Origin of the sequence: Limnohabitans parvus II-B4, assembly GCF_003063455.1 — a bacterium.
Classification (GTDB): Bacteria; Pseudomonadota; Gammaproteobacteria; order Burkholderiales; family Burkholderiaceae_C; genus Limnohabitans_A; species Limnohabitans_A parvus.
This window is the reverse complement of record NZ_NESN01000005.1, coordinates 237,303-252,646: the sequence shown is the minus strand read 5'-3', so window position 1 is coordinate 252,646 and position 15,344 is coordinate 237,303. Positions and strand designations below refer to the sequence as shown.

Genomic DNA, 15,344 nt, shown 5'->3' with positions numbered 1-15,344 from the left:
GAAGAAAAAAGCCACGAGTACCAATCGAGCTTTCACAACTTGATCATCCCGTCGACCACTTGTTCGCGATCGGGGTTTGACAATTATTTGGCGCCAGCCAGAATCCATGCGGCCAATGTGTTGGCATCGGCATCACTCAAGGCAGCTTGTGCTGGCATAGGGATGGGGCCCCACTTGCCAGAACCACCAGCTTTGATGCTTTTGGCCAATGCAGCTGCTGCATCCTTTTGACCTGCGTATTTTTTTGCCACATCTTGATAGGCCGGACCCACCACCTTCTTGTCCACGCCATGGCACGCCATGCAAGCGTTTTTCTTGGCCAGATCCAAATTGGCGAATGCAGGTGCAGCGAAAGCAGCAGACGCAACGATGAGTGCAGAAATCAGTTTCATTTGAGCTCCAAAGTAGAAATATAAACAGCGGCTAATTTAACGTAAATTCCGCTTGCTCGCGCAAGTAAAAGAACACCGATATATCAGTGGTTTCACTGATTGCCGAGCGTTTTTTACTCGAAAGAGGGTTGTTCTGGCTTGACGACCGGTTTGCCTTCTGCAACCCAAGCATCAAAGCCCCCGGCAATCGATTGAACGTTCAAGTACCCCATGGCCTGCATGCTCTGTGCTGCCAGGGCTGCTCGGCCACTGGTCTTGCAGTACAGAACGACTTTCAAATCTCGGGCAGCCAACATGGGGGCTGCGCTGAGTTTGAATTCAAGCAAACCGCGAGGCATCAAAATTGCGCCAGCCAAATGGCCTGCAGCAAACTCGTCTGCCTCGCGAACATCGATCAACACAGCTGCTTCTCGGATCGCTTGTTCGGCATCTTTCAAAGCGACTTCTTGTGTGCAACTTTTGGCCTCGGTGACCAAATCGTGTGCATTTTTCATGGCAGTTCCTTTCATTTCGGGAAGGTTGAGGCATCGCTTACAACGAGCATCTTGGCCGCCTGGCCTTTCAACCGTCCAACATGTACCGATCGCTCTGCTCATCATAAATAAGTTTTCACGAATATACTCAAATTTTCACGCAACTGCTCACACTTTTGCAAACCACACTAGACCATGACGGCATTCAATTCCCCACTCAACACTTGGAATCAACGTTTCGCGACGGAGCAATACATCTTTGGTGAAGCGCCGAATGCCTACCTGTGCAGCCAAGTGGCGCACTTGCAAACAGGCTCCGCCCTGGCTGTCGCAGATGGAGAAGGCCGCAATGGTGTCTGGCTGGCCGAGCAAGGGCTGCGTGTTGAGGCATTCGATTTTTCAGAAAATGCCGTTCAAAAAGCACACCAGTTGGCTCAACGCCGTGGCCAATCTGTCCAATGGCATTGCAGTGACTGGCAGTCGTTTGACTGGAAAGTCGCGCATTACAACAATGTGGTCGGCATTTTTTTCCAATTTGCCACGCCAGCGGAACGCAAAGTGCTGTTTGCGCAGATGGACGCGTCCCTCAAATCAGGCGGCACACTCATCATTCAAGGCTATACAGCCGAACAATTGAGCTTCAACACTGGAGGCCCTGGCAAGCTGGATCACATGTACGATGAGGCGATGATTCGCGAAGCTTTTGTCAATTACGACATCATTGATCTGAAAACTTATACAACGCAGATCGATGAAGGCAGTGCCCACCGTGGCATGTCAGGTTTGCTAGGGTTGACGGCACGAAAGCGGTAAATCAGCCCCGATGAGGGGGTAACACCACGCCAGAAAAGAAGTGCCTGGATTCAGGGTGTCGCGTCAAAGCGCTTGCCGACCTTTGAGCATTCGCTCTTCAAGATAGGGGCCGTAAAAGTCCGGCAAATATCCGCCTTCCATGCGCTCAGCCACCTCTTTACCGCCCGGACCAAAGAACAGCAAAGTGGGGGCAATGGAGATGCGCCATTGTTTGATCAGTTGATCGTGCGTGGTCTTGCGACCTTGGAAATCCAGCACCGCTTGGGAACTGCGCATGTCCAATTGAAAAATGGGGATGCCCGCATTTTGCAAGGGGACCAAATGGCTGGCTCGGGCGATCCGACAAAATGGACACCCCTCAAGACTGACCATCACGATCAGGACTTGCTTTTGCTGAATCGCGTTCGTCAACTCCGACTGTAAAGACTGCGGCACGGGCAATACAGCAGAGCTGCTTGGCTGAGCCCAAACTGCAGACGATGAAGCAAGACAAGCCAACGTCAACAAATGACGCCGACGGATGACAGCATTGGCGAGAAGTTCAGTCATGCAATTGAAAAAAATAATCCCAGAAAATGAGCACTTCGGGAAGGATGGAAGATCACAGCACAGTGTACAAGTTGCTGAGGTAAACGGTGGTTTGCCCGTGGCTTAAAGTGTTCAGAAGCTTGGCGCATCATGCGCAAAACACCTGAAGCATTCGCCAAAGATACCGACACTTGACCTCCATCAAGGGCTGCACGTATTTCGGGCGTAGGATATATATCATTTGACAATGATGTCACGGAGCGCTGCATGTCAATGAGTCACTGGCTCGAAGCCTATGGAAACCCCGCAGTTCTCGCCAGCGGTGGCGCCGTGATCGGCGGACTGTTCGGGTTTTTTGCACAGCGGTCTCGTTTTTGTTTGCGTGCAGCGGTGATCGAATTTTGGCATCGCCGTTTTGGCGACAAGCTTTCGGTGTGGCTCTTGGCTTTTTCCACCGCCGTGATTGCCGTACAACTTATGGTCTTGATGGGTTGGCTGGACACCAACAATGCACGTCAGATTTCTGCCACGGGCAGCATGTCTGGCGCACTTCTAGGTGGCTTGACCTTTGGCATTGGCATGGTCATGACGCGGGGTTGTGCCAGCCGTCTGCTGGTGCTGTCAGCCAATGGCAATTTACGTGCGCTGCTTTCCGGACTGATCTTTGCAGTCACAGCGCAATCAGCGCTTTCTGGTGTTTTGTCCCCCCTGCGCTTGGCCATCAGCAGCTGGTGGACCATTCCCGGTGGTGCATCACGTGACTTGCTGGCCATCACAGGCCTCGGTCATAGTGCGGGCTTGGCCATGGGCGGCATATGGCTCGTGGCTGCGCTGTATTTTTCTTTACGCTCCCCCAACCGCAACTTTTGGATGTGGGTGGGCGGCGTTGGCACAGGTTTGATGGTGGCTGCCGCGTGGGGATTTAGCCAATGGGTTGCGCGTGAATCGTTTGATCCCGTCCAAATTCAGGGCCTCACCTTCAGTGGCCCCTCCGCCGAATGGTTGATGCGCGTCATGCAATGGCCATGGCCAGCGATTGGTTTTGAATTTGGGTTGATGCCAGGTGTCTTCTTAGGGTCACTGATCGGTGCTTTGATTGGCAAAGACTGGAAGCTCGAAGGATTTACAGATGGCTACAGCATGCGCCGCTATATTGGTGGGGCAATACTGATGGGCTTTGGCTCCATGCTCGCGGGCGGTTGCGCAGTGGGTGCTGGTGTCACAGGCGGCGCTATTTTCGCGCTCACCGCATGGGTGAGTCTGGTCGGTATGTGGCTTGGTGCTGGCCTGACCGATCGCTGGCTTGATGAGAGCAGCAACTCCGCCTCATCGACCAAGACTCAGGCAGAGGGATTCAAACTGCCCTGAAGAGTGCAATCAGTGCAGCCACATACCCTGGATTGAACCCGACTTGCCCTGCTTATTTGCCGCTCAAATATTCAGCCACAGCCGCCATTTCCAAGGGTGACATTTTGCTTGTGATGGCATGCATCACCGCGTTGTCGTTGGTGCGCTCACGCTGGTTGAATTGCTTGAGCTGTGTTTCCGTGTACGCAGCGTATTGGCCAGCCAAACGTGGCAAAGAGGTTGTGCCCTTGGCCTCTGCCCCGTGGCAGCTGGCACAAGCGGCCAAACCACTGTATTTGTTGCCTTTGTGGTAAATGAACTTGCCTACCGCAGCCAAATCAGCGTCTTTAGGCGGCTCAACTGCGGCGGTTTGTTTTTCGAAAAATTTGCCCAAGGCCGCCATTTCATCAGGGGTCAACTTGGCCACCATGTCGGCCATGGCTGTACTCTTGCGCTTGCCTGACTTGAAGTTTTCAAGTTGCTTCGCTGTGTATTCCCAGTGCTGGCCTGCCAAACGAGGAAACACTTCACTGGACGATTCACCCTCTGCCCCGTGGCACACAAAGCAAGATCCGCCGACGATTTTTTTGGCGCGCGCTTCATCAGCCTGAGCCATGGCCGATGCGCTCAACGTGGCAACACTGAGCAAAAAAGCCGCTTGCAACAAGCGACGAGTTGAATTTTGGTTTTTCATGATGTGCCTCGATCAGCAACAGATTGCAGAAAAATTGCCGTAAAAAAACGCCGCAAGTCTAACGACTGCGGCGTTTTCGGTTTCAGCATCACGCCAAGGTATCGGCCCAGATGTTGCGCGCCCAAGCGTGGGCGTAGCGGCCCTCCAACTCGTTGGCAGCACTGGACACACCACCCGACCCAGGCACTGTCAACATGGTTTTCTTATCGGCGTCGTAGCGGTGCACGCTGGACACATGAACCACGTCTTCCGAGCTGACAAAGCTATAGCAGGTGTTGTTGTAAATCGGGGCAGGGTTGACCTGTTTACCCATCAACAAGGCAACCACAGCTGCCGCGCAGGTCTTGCCATGCTGGTTCGCCATATGGCCTGATTTAGGCATGCCAGGAGCAATCTGGATCGAGTCACCCAGAACGTGCACGTTTTTCGCGGCCTTGGACTCAAACGTCAGGAAATCAACTTCGCACCAGCGCTTGTTGGCTGTGGCCAAACCGGCGTTGACAGCGATATCACCCGCACGCATTTCAGGAATGACGTTGAGCACGTTGGCCTTGATGTCGTCGTTGAACTCGAACTTCAAGGTGTTGGTGGACGCGTCGACATCGGTCACGCGGTGTTTAGCGCGGTATTCCACGATGCCTTTGTAACGTTCAGCCCAAGCTTTTTTGAACAACGGCCCTTTCGATGTCACGTCATCGTTGGCATCCAAAATCAAGACTTTGCTCTTGGGCTTGGCTTTTGTGAAATATTCGGCAACCTGGCAAGCACGCTCATACGGGCCGGGCGGGCAGCGGTATGGAGCCAGCGGAATCGACATGGCAAACACACCACCATCGGGCATGGCTTCCAGTTGCTTGCGCAGCGTGAGGGTTTGCACGCCCGCCTTCCAGGCGTGCATGACTTTGTCCTTGGCATCTGCCTTGGCCATGCCTGGCAACGTTTCCCACATGAAGTCCACACCGGGTGAAACGATCAGGCGGTCATAGCTCAACTCGGTACCACCCGCCAGCTTGACGATGCGCTTGTCGGCATCAATCGTGTTAACGCGGTCCTTGATGATTTGTACACCATGGCGCTTGGTCAGGTTGTCATAAGGCGTGGTGATTTCATTGATGGTTTTGCTGCCACCAATCACCAAATTGGAAATAGGGCATGAAATGAAAGCATCGTTGGGTTCCACCAGCGTGACTTGAATTTTGTGCTCAGACCACATCCTCAGGTATTTGGCCGCTGTTGCGCCGGCATAGCCACCGCCAATGACCACCACTTTGGGGCCACTGCCCCCACCCACAGTGGCACAACCCGAAACCAAGCCCATGGCACCCAATGCGGAACCAGTCTGTAAAAAATGACGACGTTGCATGGCTGTCTTTCCTTATTTCTTTTGGGCGGCGAAGTAGCCTGCGATGGCGACGATCTGTTCATCGGAATAACCCTTGGACAGCTGGTGCATGATGGTGGCAGGCTTACGGCCTGCTTTGAAATCCAACATTTTCTTGACCATGTCGTCCTTGTTGGCACCCGCCAAGGACTCCATGCCCGGCTGCGCACGCCCATCAGTGCCATGGCAGGCCGCGCACGATGCAGCCCAGCTGCGCACATGCAGCGGATCGACCTGGGCTTGAGCCAGGCCCGACAAACAGACCCATGCGGCCGCTGTCAAAGCATGTTGAATTTTCATGAAGACTCCTCAAAAAACTGTTAGCTGACGACCAATGCCCTTTAAGGGCGCAGATACACAAAGCCTTCTTTGGCTTGTAGTTTGGCCACTTCTGCGACCCCTGAAGGAACCACTTTGGCCTCCATTTGTACCTTCTCTGCAGGAATTTTGCGCGAAACCAATGTGTTGTTGCACACACGGAACTCCACGCCTTTGCCCACCAAATCGCTGACGCTGCCAGCGAAGGGTTGATCCATCTGATTGGTTGCACCATCGAGAAGGAAGTCAATACCCAAGCCGTGAGTGACCACCACAATTTTGGCTGTCGGATCTGCATTGAGGTGGTTGCGAATATTGCCAATCGCACGCGAGGCTTGAGGAATCCCTTCGCTCAAGTGATAAACCACCTTGATTTGCGCCATGCTCAAAGTGCATGCGAGCAAGCCTGAAATCAAAAATAAAAAACGCTTCATCCGTGTCTCCTGATGGACTGATATTAGCGCCTTGAAGGACATTGAAGCGACAGTGAAAACCCGACTCGAAACTGACACTCAGCTTTCAATATCGGTTTGTTTGCACACCGCACGACAAATGTTGACGATGTTGTCATTGACGATGCGGTAATAAATTTGAACGCCATCGCGGCGCTTGTCGAGCACACCCGCCTGATAAAGCGTATTCAAATGCTGCGACATATTGGGCTGGGTGGTATTGATCTCACTCAATAATTCACCGACGTTTTTTTCGCCACTGCATAAGCAGCTGATGATCCTCAGGCGCATAGGCGCAGACATCACTCGAAAAACTTCTGCGGCCTTTTCTATTTGCTCGTCCGATACTGCAATGGACTGATCTTGCACCGATTTTTTGGTCATATTGACCATAATTCTTCCCGTCTGGTTTCAGCTTAAGTCCTGATTGTCTCCCAAAACACTTGCCGCAAACGCCAATTTCCGCACCGTGTTCCCCAATCGATCAAAACAAACAAGGGTTAACCCGAGTGCGCTCGTTGACTTATGTCATGGCCAGTTCAAGCCATCTAAGTGACCATATGCACACTTTTGCTATTTTGAAAAAATAACCATGAAATGCATTGCTACTTGGCTCTTGGGACTCGGTTTTGCAAGCGTGGCTTTTGGCCAAGCTGCCGTCATTCCCGTAGGGACGCCATTGAATATTTTTGACAACCAAAAAACTGTTGTTGTCAAAACTACAAAGGGGTCTGTAGAAATCACTCGGGTCATGACAACAGCCGGCAAAAACGGTGGTTCCCTGCAGCCTTTGGTACCTGTGCCTGGCGTACACCCTGTGGGTGAAATTGAAATTCTGGAAGCTTTGAGTGATCGCAATTCTTTGGTGGTCGACATGCGCGACGCCAACGACCGTGTCAAAGGGACGATCCCTGGCTCTGTGGGCATCCCCTACACAGAAGTGGCTTCGCGCCTCAATGAGCTCGGTTGCCAAAAATCAGGGGCACTGTGGAACTGCACTGCAGCCAAAAAGGTATTCGCCTTCTGCAACGGTCCCGTTTGCCCGCAAAGCCCAATGGCGATCCGTGCCATGACACGCGATGGTTTCCCTGCTGACAAAATTTATTACTACCGCGGCGGCATGCTCGACTGGGATGCTCTGGGTTTGACCATGGTGAAAGACGAATTCTGATTCCGCCCTCGTACAGCAAGTCCACAAAACTCTCCCAAAAATTGGCTTCACACTTTTGAGGTCTCACGCATTTCCCGCACCTCAGGTATCACTGCCTGAGTTGTTCAGCGGCGGATCGGCCCCACAGCGACCAAGCGTTCAATAGCCTGGTGCAAAGATTGCGTACGACGCGTATGGCCAACGGATTTCGTACTGTAGCGATGACCTGCTGGCAACAAATGCAGCTGAACGCCCAGCATTTCAATTTGCTCCAAGCTCTCCAGTTCGCCCACATTGGATTGCATCTGCGAGGGATCGACCAAGGTCACTGAACCTTTACCAATGACTTCGATGGCTTCGCCACGCTCGATCACCAAAGCGGTGTCTTCGTCAATGCCAACCCCCAACAAGTCTGGTCGCATCGCCAATGTCGACAGCAAACGCGCCAGTCGTCTGCGCTCTGAGAAATGCTGATCAACCACCGCTTGCGACAAAAGCCCAAGACCAATATCAGTGTCCACAGCCTCCTTGCTCGGTCGCAGCACTGCAGGCCCCTGGGCAATCATGTGACGCGACATGACCGCAGCGCCAGCGCTGGTGCCGCCGATACAACAACCATTCATGTGAAAAGCTTGGTGCAGCGATTGGTAGGCCGGCGTATCCCACAAGCTGTCCATGAGCCTGGACTGATCGCCACCGCTCATGAAGATGCCATCGGCTTGCAAAATCTCAGACTGCAGTGAGATTGAATGCGCACTGGAACGGCTATCGAGCTCAAGTCGCTGCACGTCTTCGACACCCAAGGCAGTGAAAACATTGCGATAACTTTGCCAAACGCCGTCACGGTCGGTACTGGCTGCGGTAACGATGCGAATTTTGGACTCGCTTCCGCCGCAGTAATCGATGAACTTGCGCAAGATGATGCGGTCCTGCAGGCGGTCTTCGGCACCGCCAACAATGACCAATCGGGACATTCTGTGGCGCTGCGCCAACACAGGCAGCCCCAACAATGGGGTCAACGCCACGCTTGTACTGGCGATCATTCGAGCTAAAACGTCTCTGCGGTTCATGTTTTCACTCTAAACCATGAACCGCAAATTAGGGTGTGCACCAGACCATTTAAAACCTCAAGGGACTGAAGGCGTCAAGAAACAACCTCAGTTCTGTGCTGGTGCAAACGCATCCCAAGCCGCCTCGGCTTCAGACGCGTACATCAATGCAGGTCCGCCGCCCATGTACACGCAAACAGCCAGCATTTCTTCCAACTCCTGACGCGTGCAACCCAAACGACGCAAAGCTTTGACATGGAATCCAATGCAACCCGAACAATGCTGCGTGATGCCGATGGCCAGTGCAATCAGCTCCTTGTGCTTCTCGCTCACTGCACCTTCGGCCATCGCCGCTTTGGCGAGCTGACCAAAGCCCTGCATGGCATCCGGTTGCGCTTTGCGCAAGCCGGCTAATGAATGGTTGATGTTCTGAATCAAACCGGGGTGATCAAAGGTACTCATGCTCTTTCCTTTCAAAATTCAATCAAAGACGGTCAATCGGTAGACCACATTGCACGGACACCGATCCTGCTGAGCCGCCATTGCTCACTTGCTGGTAACCCATCTGTTGCATGAAGCTGCAGGCCATACCAGAACGGCCACCTGAAGCACAGCACAAAAGCACGGAGGTCGATTTATCCGGCACCACTTGCTCAATGGCTTGGGCGAAGCGGTCCAGAGGTAGATTGATCGAACCACGCACATGACCCGAGGCAAACTCGCCTGGTGAACGCACATCGATGATCAAAAGGGGGGCTGTATTGATGGCGGTCATCGGTTCTCCTCAGTTAGACAATGCGGCATTGACCGCTTGAAGCTGGGGCTCACCCAGTTGTCCGGCCATCGCGTGCAAACGCAATTGCGCGATCAAAGTTTCAACTTGGCCTTGCAGCCAAGCCAACTCGGCTGCACTGGCATCGTTTTGCGCGTTGAGTAAATCCAGTGTGGTGCGATCCCCCACCTGGCGCCCCAACTGGGTCGAAGCCAAGCGGGCTTGACTGGCTGTGCGGGCGGCATCGAGTGCCGCCAAACGGGCCTGCCCACTTTGCACAGCCTGCCACGCAGAACGGGTCATCTGACTAACCTGCATCCGACTACGCGCCAACTCAGCGCGAGCCTTGTCATGCAAATGCATGGCCTCTTGAAGCTTGGCACTGCGCCAGCCACCGGAGTACAGCGGCACATTCAGCAACAAACCGACCATCTGCTGGCTTTGCGTGTTGCTGGCCGAACCATAGTCACCAGAGCCACTGATGCGGTCGCGCGAAGCCTGAGCCACCAAATCGAGAGTGGGCGAAGCCACGGCGCGGTATTTTTCAATGTCTTGCTGCGCCGCATCCGCTTGCGCCTGCTGTAGCTTGAGCAACGGATTACTTTGCTCGGCGCGTTGCAGCCAATCGGCCAAAGGCTCGATGACCTGGGTCACCGATGCACGCCCAGGCGCTTGCAGTTGAATCGATTGAACTGGCAAGCCTGTGACGTCAGCCAGAACCTGCCGCGTCATGTCCAAGTCATTGACTGCAGCAATCGCGTGGGCAGACAAAGCCTGAGCCCTTGCTTGAGCTTCGTGTGTGTCGGTCACTGGCACATCACCTAAAGTAAAGCGATCTTTCGCTTCGACCAAGGCTTTGTTCACCGCTTGCTGCTGTTGCAGCACCAGCGCCAGCCGTCGCTCAGCCTGCACCACATCAAAGTAACGCTGTGCAGTTTGCAACATCCAGTCCTGCTGAACCCCTTGCCATTCGTGCTCGCTGGCCTGGGCAGCAATGCCCAATTGCTTGCTTTGAGCGCGCCGTTCCAGACTGTACAGCGGCTGCTTGGCATGGAGGGTCCAGCGCGTGGCCGCACCACCATTGACCGAGGTGCCAAACGATGCGCCGCTGACAGGACTCGAATTGGGCATGGCGAACTGCGCACCATTCATCTGACTTTGAGCACTGGACCCCCCCCCACTGGCACTCAAGCCAAGATGGGGTCGCCACAGAGCAGCGGCTTGGTCGTTCCGCGTGGCCCCAGCAGCCCGACTGGACTGGCTAACCGCGCCTTGCGGGTCGTGCTGGCGAGCTGCCAGCCAAACTTGCATCAGGTCTGTGGCGTTGGCGGCTGTAGCGCTCAGCACCCAAGCGGCGATCAGCGTGCGTGAAATCATCTTAGGGCTCCGAATGATCTGGAAACGAATCAGCAACCAGGCTCAACACCCACTTTGCGCAAAATGGTGTCCATCAGGCACCACTTTGTCAGTGCACTTTGCAGCAGGTTGGCACCCACAAAAGCGGTAAAAGCCAACCACCAAGGGCTCACAAAAATGGGGCTACCTTCAATGCCCAAAGCCAGCGACAAAAGAATGAAGGTGCCAGCGACGAGGCGTACGATTTGCCAGGATTTCATGAGAATTTCTCCAAAAGTTTCAGGTTTAAAAATCAAGCCGCTTCATACTGACGACGGTAAGCCGCGTAGTAAAGCGTGGGAATGACGACCAGCGTGAGGATGGTCGAGACAAAAATACCGAAGATCAGCGAAATCGCCAGACCGTTGAAAATCGGGTCATCCAAGATAAAGAAGGCACCCAGCATGGCCGCGCCACCCGTGAGCATGATGGGCTGTGCACGTGTAATGGCCGACTGGACCACTGCTTGCTTGAAAGCCATGCCCTCTTTGACCTGCAGATTAATGAAGTCCACCAGCAAGATAGAGTTGCGCACAATGATCCCAGCCAACGCGATCATGCCGATCATGCTCGTGGCGGTGTACTGTGATTGCAGCAGCGCGTGTCCGGGCATGACGCCGATGATGGTCAGTGGGATCGGTGCCATGATGATCAGCGGCGTGAGGTAAGAGCCAAATTGCGCCACCACCAGCAAATAGATCAGTACCAAGCCCACCGCATAGGCGGCGCCCATGTCGCGGAAGGTCTCGTAAGTGATCTGCCACTCGCCGTCCCACTTGAGAGCGTAGCCGCGCCATGCGTCTGATGGCTGGCTGATGAAGTATTCATCGAGGCCCAAGCCATCGGGCGTCTGGATTTTTTGAATCTCGCCGCGCATCTTGAACATGCCGTACAGCGGACTGTCCAGCTTTCCCGCCATATCGGCGGTCACAAAGTTCACAGGCAACAAGTCCTTGTGGATCACCGGCTGTTCGCGCTCGCTGTCGGTCACGGTGACCAGCTCGCGGATCGGCACCAACTTACCAGAAGCGCCGCGAACCGTGAGTTGCAGCAAAGCAGACAAATCGCCATGCCGCTCTGCGGACAACTGGATCAAAGCAGCAGCTGGGTATTTGCTGCCGTCGTGCAAGTAAGTGGCGGCTTCTCCGGCCAAACCCGCACGCAAAGTGGTGACGATAGCCTGCTGGGGAATGCCCAATGCGGCCGCTTTACGACGGTCCACCAGCAACAATGTGCGCGGTGCGGAGGCAATACTGCTGTCATCCACGTCCACCACATTGTCGGCCTTCTCAAAGATGGCCCGAACAGCTTTGGCCACCTGACGACGGCCTTCAGCATCAGGGCCGTAAATTTCAGCGACGATGGGCGCCAACACAGGTGGGCCAGGTGGCATTTCGACCACTTTCACATTCGCACCAAAGCGCTGGCCAATCGCTTGCAGTTCAGGGCGCAGACGCGTGGCAATCGCATGGCTCTTGTCTTTTCGGTCGTGCTTATCCACCAGTTTGACCTGCATATCGCCCACCTCACCACCCGAGCGCAAGTAGTACTGGCGCACCAAGCCGTTGAAATTGATCGGCGATGAAGTGCCCGCATACGCTTGGTAGTCCGTCACTTCGGGCTGCTGCGCCAAGTGGGCCCCCAATTCGCGCATGACGGCGGCAGTTTCCTCGACGGGTGTGCCTGCAGGCATGTCCACCACGACCTGAAATTCAGACTTGTTGTCGAATGGCAGCATCTTGAGCAGCACCAGCCCTGTCGCTGGCAGCACCAGCGAAAAAGCGATCAAACTCGCAATGCCCAGACCTAACAACTTGCGGTTGCGCGCCCCCTGTTCGTTGTGCAGCAAGGGCTCAAATACCCGCTCGAACAAAGGACCCAATTTGGCGGCCAATCCAGCAGGTGCAGCATGCGCATCAGCTGCGTGCGATGGCTTCATCCAAATGCGTGCCAGCCAAGGCGTGACCACAAAAGCAATCGCCAACGACAAGAGCATGCCCATGCTGGCATTGATCGGGATCGGACTCATGTAGGGCCCCATCAAGCCACTCACAAAGGCCATGGGCAAGAGTGCGGCAATGACCGTTAACGTGGCCAGAATGGTCGGCCCACCTACTTCATCGACCGCACCGGGGATGATCTCGGCCAGCGACTTACCTGGGTAAAGCTGTTGATGGCGGTGGATGTTTTCCACCACCACAATCGCATCATCCACCAAAATGCCGATCGAAAAAATCAGTGCAAACAGCGACACACGGTTGAGCGTAAAGCCCCAAGCCCATGAGGCGAACAGTGTCACCGTGAGCGTCAGGATGACAGCTGTGCCCACAATCGCCGCCTCACGTTTGCCCAGCGCAATGAACACCAGTGCAACCACCGCAGCGGTGGCAAAAAGCAGTTTTTGAATCAGTTTTTGAGCTTTGTCATTGGCCGTGGTGCCGTAATTGCGGGTTTCGGCCACATCCACCTCGTCCGGTATCACCGTGCCGCGCAGCTCAGCCACGCGGTCCATCACTGCATTAGCAACGTCGATGGCGTTCTCGCCCGGTTTCTTGGTGACCGTCAGTGTCACAGCGGGGTATTCGCCGCCACCAGCTTCCTTGCCAAGGCCATGCGTCACATAACGGGTGGCAGGCAAAGGACCTTCTTCCACTTCGGCCACATCTTTCACAAATATCGGACGACCGCCTTGCACCCCAACCACCAGGTCAGCCACGTCACTGGCTTGCAACAGGAAAGGTCCAGCCTCAATGCTGACACTTTTATTGCCTGTGATCAGTTCACCCACAGGCAAGCCCATATTGGCCGACTGCAGTGCCATGCGCAGGTCTTGGACAGTCACGCCAAATCCGGCCATTTTCCCAGGATCAATCTGAACCAAAACCGCTCGATCTGGACCACCCAGAGTCTGTACATCTTGCGTCCCTTTGACGCGCTTGATATCGGCTTCTATGCTGTGTGCCACACGCTCAAGGCTGTAGGCGCTGGCATCCTCATTCTTGCTAAAGAGCGTTAGCGTCACAATGGGCACATCGTCCACGCCTTTGGGTTTAACCAGGGGCTCCATGACACCCAAGCCCTTAGGTAGCCAGTCGGCATTGTTTCGGATGGTGTCATGCAAACGCACCAATGCCTCGGTGCGTGGCACGCCCACTTTGAACTGCACCGTCAACACCGCCACACCCGGGCGCGCAACCGACATGATGTGTTCCACACCGGCAATTTTTGACAACACCTGCTCCGCCGGAATGGCCACCATCTGCTCCACATCGCGCACGGCTGCTCCTGGGAACGGGATCAGCACATTGGCCATGGTCACATTGATTTGAGGCTCTTCCTCACGGGGCGTGACCAGCACCGCAAATATGCCCAGCAGCAAAGCCACCAAGGCCAAGAGCGGCGTGATCTGTGCGCTCTGGAACAGAGCCGCGATGCGACCCGAAATGCTCAATTCAACGCTTTGGCTTTTAGGCTCATTCATTTCCAAGCCCTTTCAGCGCACCGCGCCAGCCAATTGCGGCTCAGCCGCCACTTGATCGTCTTTGCGCAGTCCGCTCAGAACCTCCACGCGGTCACCCAGTGTTTGCCCCAGTCGAACTTGACGCAAACTGGGCTTGCCCTGGGTATTGACCACATAAACGGCCGTCATTTCAGCCCGACGGACAATGGCGCTGCTGAGCAAATAAACCCGCTCAGCCACCGACTGCCCCGCGCTGACACCCGGCAACCACACCCTTGCAAACAAGCCCGGGGCCAAACCCTGGGCAGCTGCAGGCAAACTCAATCGAATCTGCCCTGTGTGCGTCACAGGATCCACTGCGGGCAAGACCTGTACTTGCTGAGGCGTTTGAGGTGTGGCGAAGCCCGCCACCCCCGGCAACTCAAAGCGAATGGCTTTTTGCTGGGCGCCCACTGAAGCCAACAAGGCTTGCGGAACCGATGCTGTGACACGCAAGGCGGACGGGTCGTGCATCGTCACCAAAGCACGTCCTGGCAGGGCCATGTCGCCCAAAGTCACCGACACATCACTCACGACGCCGGCATAGGGGGCTTTCACAATGAAAAACCCTGACTGCGCTTGCGCCACTTGCGTCTGAGCTTGCAACGATTTGACTTGCGCCTTGGCCGCATCCCATTGAGCCTGTGCGCGGTCAAAAGCACCTTGACTGATGTATTGCTTTTGCAACAACTGTTTTTGTCTGTTCAATTCTTGTGTTGCAACTGCCAATTGAGACTGTGCAGCCTCAACCTGTGCTGTTGCCCCCACCACACCTTGCTGGGCCGCACGGGCATCAATGCGCAACAACTCTTGTCCGGCCCTGACACGGTCGCCGGCTTTGACTTGCAGGGTCACCACTGCGCCCGCAACCTGGGTTGACAAGGTGGTTTGTCGCACGGCTTCGACCACCGCATCCACGCTGCTTTCAGACTGAGCGCCGTTGGCCACTTGGACCGAAATCACTTTCAGGGCCTGCGCATCGGCCGCCATGGCGGTGCCATGCACAGACACCGATGCAAAAAGAGCCAAGGTCAGCAAATGGGTGCGCTTCATTGTTATTCCTTCAGAATTTGCTTATTTA

At 54.8% G+C, this 15,344-nt stretch carries 18 protein-coding genes; 3 read left to right on the top strand and 15 right to left on the bottom strand.

Going from position 1 to position 15,344, the window contains the following annotated elements; all coding sequences use genetic code 11:
* Nucleotides 1–83 precede the first annotated feature (83 nt).
* The gene (locus B9Z37_RS13585; RefSeq protein WP_108313556.1) at nucleotides 84–392 is read right to left on the bottom strand and encodes a c-type cytochrome; all 309 of its coding nucleotides are present in this window, start codon (nucleotides 390–392) and stop codon (nucleotides 84–86) included.
* Nucleotides 393–505: 113 nt separating this feature from the next.
* Nucleotides 506–886, bottom strand: a complete 381-nt coding sequence (locus B9Z37_RS13580) for a rhodanese-like domain-containing protein (RefSeq protein WP_108313555.1) — start codon at nucleotides 884–886, stop codon at nucleotides 506–508.
* A gap of 174 nt (nucleotides 887–1,060) precedes the next feature.
* Between B9Z37_RS13580 and B9Z37_RS13575 the strand changes: the two genes are divergently transcribed.
* On the top strand, nucleotides 1,061–1,678 hold the full coding sequence (locus B9Z37_RS13575; protein WP_108313554.1) for an SAM-dependent methyltransferase: 618 nt from the start codon (nucleotides 1,061–1,063) through the stop codon (nucleotides 1,676–1,678).
* Between the two features lie 63 nt (nucleotides 1,679–1,741).
* On the opposite strand, the gene B9Z37_RS14675 is transcribed toward B9Z37_RS13575, so the two are convergent.
* Complete coding sequence (locus tag B9Z37_RS14675) at nucleotides 1,742–1,954, bottom strand: thioredoxin domain-containing protein (RefSeq protein ID WP_240606731.1); 213 nt, start codon at nucleotides 1,952–1,954, stop codon at nucleotides 1,742–1,744.
* A gap of 519 nt (nucleotides 1,955–2,473) precedes the next feature.
* On the opposite strand from B9Z37_RS14675, the gene B9Z37_RS13565 reads away from it, so the two are divergent.
* The gene (locus B9Z37_RS13565) at nucleotides 2,474–3,574 is read left to right on the top strand and encodes a YeeE/YedE family protein (protein ID WP_108313553.1); all 1,101 of its coding nucleotides are present in this window, start codon (nucleotides 2,474–2,476) and stop codon (nucleotides 3,572–3,574) included.
* A 52-nt stretch (nucleotides 3,575–3,626) separates the two neighbouring features.
* Here B9Z37_RS13565 and B9Z37_RS13560 read toward each other — a convergent pair whose 3' ends face one another.
* The 5 genes from B9Z37_RS13560 to B9Z37_RS13540 all read right to left on the bottom strand — a co-directional run bounded on the left by B9Z37_RS13560 (nucleotide 3,627) and on the right by B9Z37_RS13540 (nucleotide 6,782).
* Nucleotides 3,627–4,247, bottom strand: coding sequence for a c-type cytochrome (locus B9Z37_RS13560; RefSeq protein WP_240606730.1), 621 nt, complete (start codon nucleotides 4,245–4,247; stop codon nucleotides 3,627–3,629).
* 88 nt (nucleotides 4,248–4,335) lie between these two features.
* Entirely contained in the window at nucleotides 4,336–5,610 is a 1,275-nt protein-coding gene (locus B9Z37_RS13555) for an FCSD flavin-binding domain-containing protein (protein ID WP_108313551.1), read from the bottom strand.
* A 12-nt stretch (nucleotides 5,611–5,622) separates the two neighbouring features.
* The gene (locus B9Z37_RS13550) at nucleotides 5,623–5,928 is read right to left on the bottom strand and encodes a c-type cytochrome (RefSeq protein WP_108313550.1); all 306 of its coding nucleotides are present in this window, start codon (nucleotides 5,926–5,928) and stop codon (nucleotides 5,623–5,625) included.
* Nucleotides 5,929–5,969: 41 nt separating this feature from the next.
* Nucleotides 5,970–6,380, bottom strand: a complete 411-nt coding sequence (locus tag B9Z37_RS13545; RefSeq protein ID WP_108313549.1) for a DsrE family protein — start codon at nucleotides 6,378–6,380, stop codon at nucleotides 5,970–5,972.
* A gap of 78 nt (nucleotides 6,381–6,458) precedes the next feature.
* Nucleotides 6,459–6,782, bottom strand: coding sequence for an ArsR/SmtB family transcription factor (locus B9Z37_RS13540; RefSeq protein ID WP_108313548.1), 324 nt, complete (start codon nucleotides 6,780–6,782; stop codon nucleotides 6,459–6,461).
* 367 nt (nucleotides 6,783–7,149) lie between these two features.
* On the opposite strand from B9Z37_RS13540, the gene B9Z37_RS13535 reads away from it, so the two are divergent.
* Nucleotides 7,150–7,569 carry a rhodanese-like domain-containing protein gene (locus B9Z37_RS13535; protein WP_240606729.1) on the top strand — a complete coding sequence of 140 codons (420 nt, stop codon included), beginning with the start codon at nucleotides 7,150–7,152 and terminating at the stop codon, nucleotides 7,567–7,569.
* Between the two features lie 104 nt (nucleotides 7,570–7,673).
* Here the strand turns inward: B9Z37_RS13535 and B9Z37_RS13530 are convergent, their stop codons facing one another.
* The 7 genes from B9Z37_RS13530 to B9Z37_RS13500 all read right to left on the bottom strand — a co-directional run bounded on the left by B9Z37_RS13530 (nucleotide 7,674) and on the right by B9Z37_RS13500 (nucleotide 15,316).
* Complete coding sequence (locus tag B9Z37_RS13530; RefSeq protein ID WP_108313546.1) at nucleotides 7,674–8,618, bottom strand: cyanophycinase; 945 nt, start codon at nucleotides 8,616–8,618, stop codon at nucleotides 7,674–7,676.
* Between the two features lie 87 nt (nucleotides 8,619–8,705).
* Nucleotides 8,706–9,059, bottom strand: coding sequence for a carboxymuconolactone decarboxylase family protein (locus tag B9Z37_RS13525; RefSeq protein ID WP_108313545.1), 354 nt, complete (start codon nucleotides 9,057–9,059; stop codon nucleotides 8,706–8,708).
* A gap of 22 nt (nucleotides 9,060–9,081) precedes the next feature.
* Nucleotides 9,082–9,372: a rhodanese-like domain-containing protein gene (locus B9Z37_RS13520; RefSeq protein WP_108313544.1), complete on the bottom strand. Its 291-nt coding sequence runs from the start codon at nucleotides 9,370–9,372 to the stop codon at nucleotides 9,082–9,084.
* A gap of 9 nt (nucleotides 9,373–9,381) precedes the next feature.
* On the bottom strand, nucleotides 9,382–10,746 hold the full coding sequence (locus B9Z37_RS13515; protein ID WP_108313543.1) for a TolC family outer membrane protein: 1,365 nt from the start codon (nucleotides 10,744–10,746) through the stop codon (nucleotides 9,382–9,384).
* A 29-nt stretch (nucleotides 10,747–10,775) separates the two neighbouring features.
* Nucleotides 10,776–10,985: a YgaP family membrane protein gene (locus tag B9Z37_RS13510; protein ID WP_108313542.1), complete on the bottom strand. Its 210-nt coding sequence runs from the start codon at nucleotides 10,983–10,985 to the stop codon at nucleotides 10,776–10,778.
* A 32-nt stretch (nucleotides 10,986–11,017) separates the two neighbouring features.
* Nucleotides 11,018–14,245: an efflux RND transporter permease subunit gene (locus tag B9Z37_RS13505; protein ID WP_108313541.1), complete on the bottom strand. Its 3,228-nt coding sequence runs from the start codon at nucleotides 14,243–14,245 to the stop codon at nucleotides 11,018–11,020.
* 12 nt (nucleotides 14,246–14,257) lie between these two features.
* The gene (locus B9Z37_RS13500) at nucleotides 14,258–15,316 is read right to left on the bottom strand and encodes an efflux RND transporter periplasmic adaptor subunit (protein ID WP_108313540.1); all 1,059 of its coding nucleotides are present in this window, start codon (nucleotides 15,314–15,316) and stop codon (nucleotides 14,258–14,260) included.
* Nucleotides 15,317–15,344 lie beyond the last annotated feature (28 nt).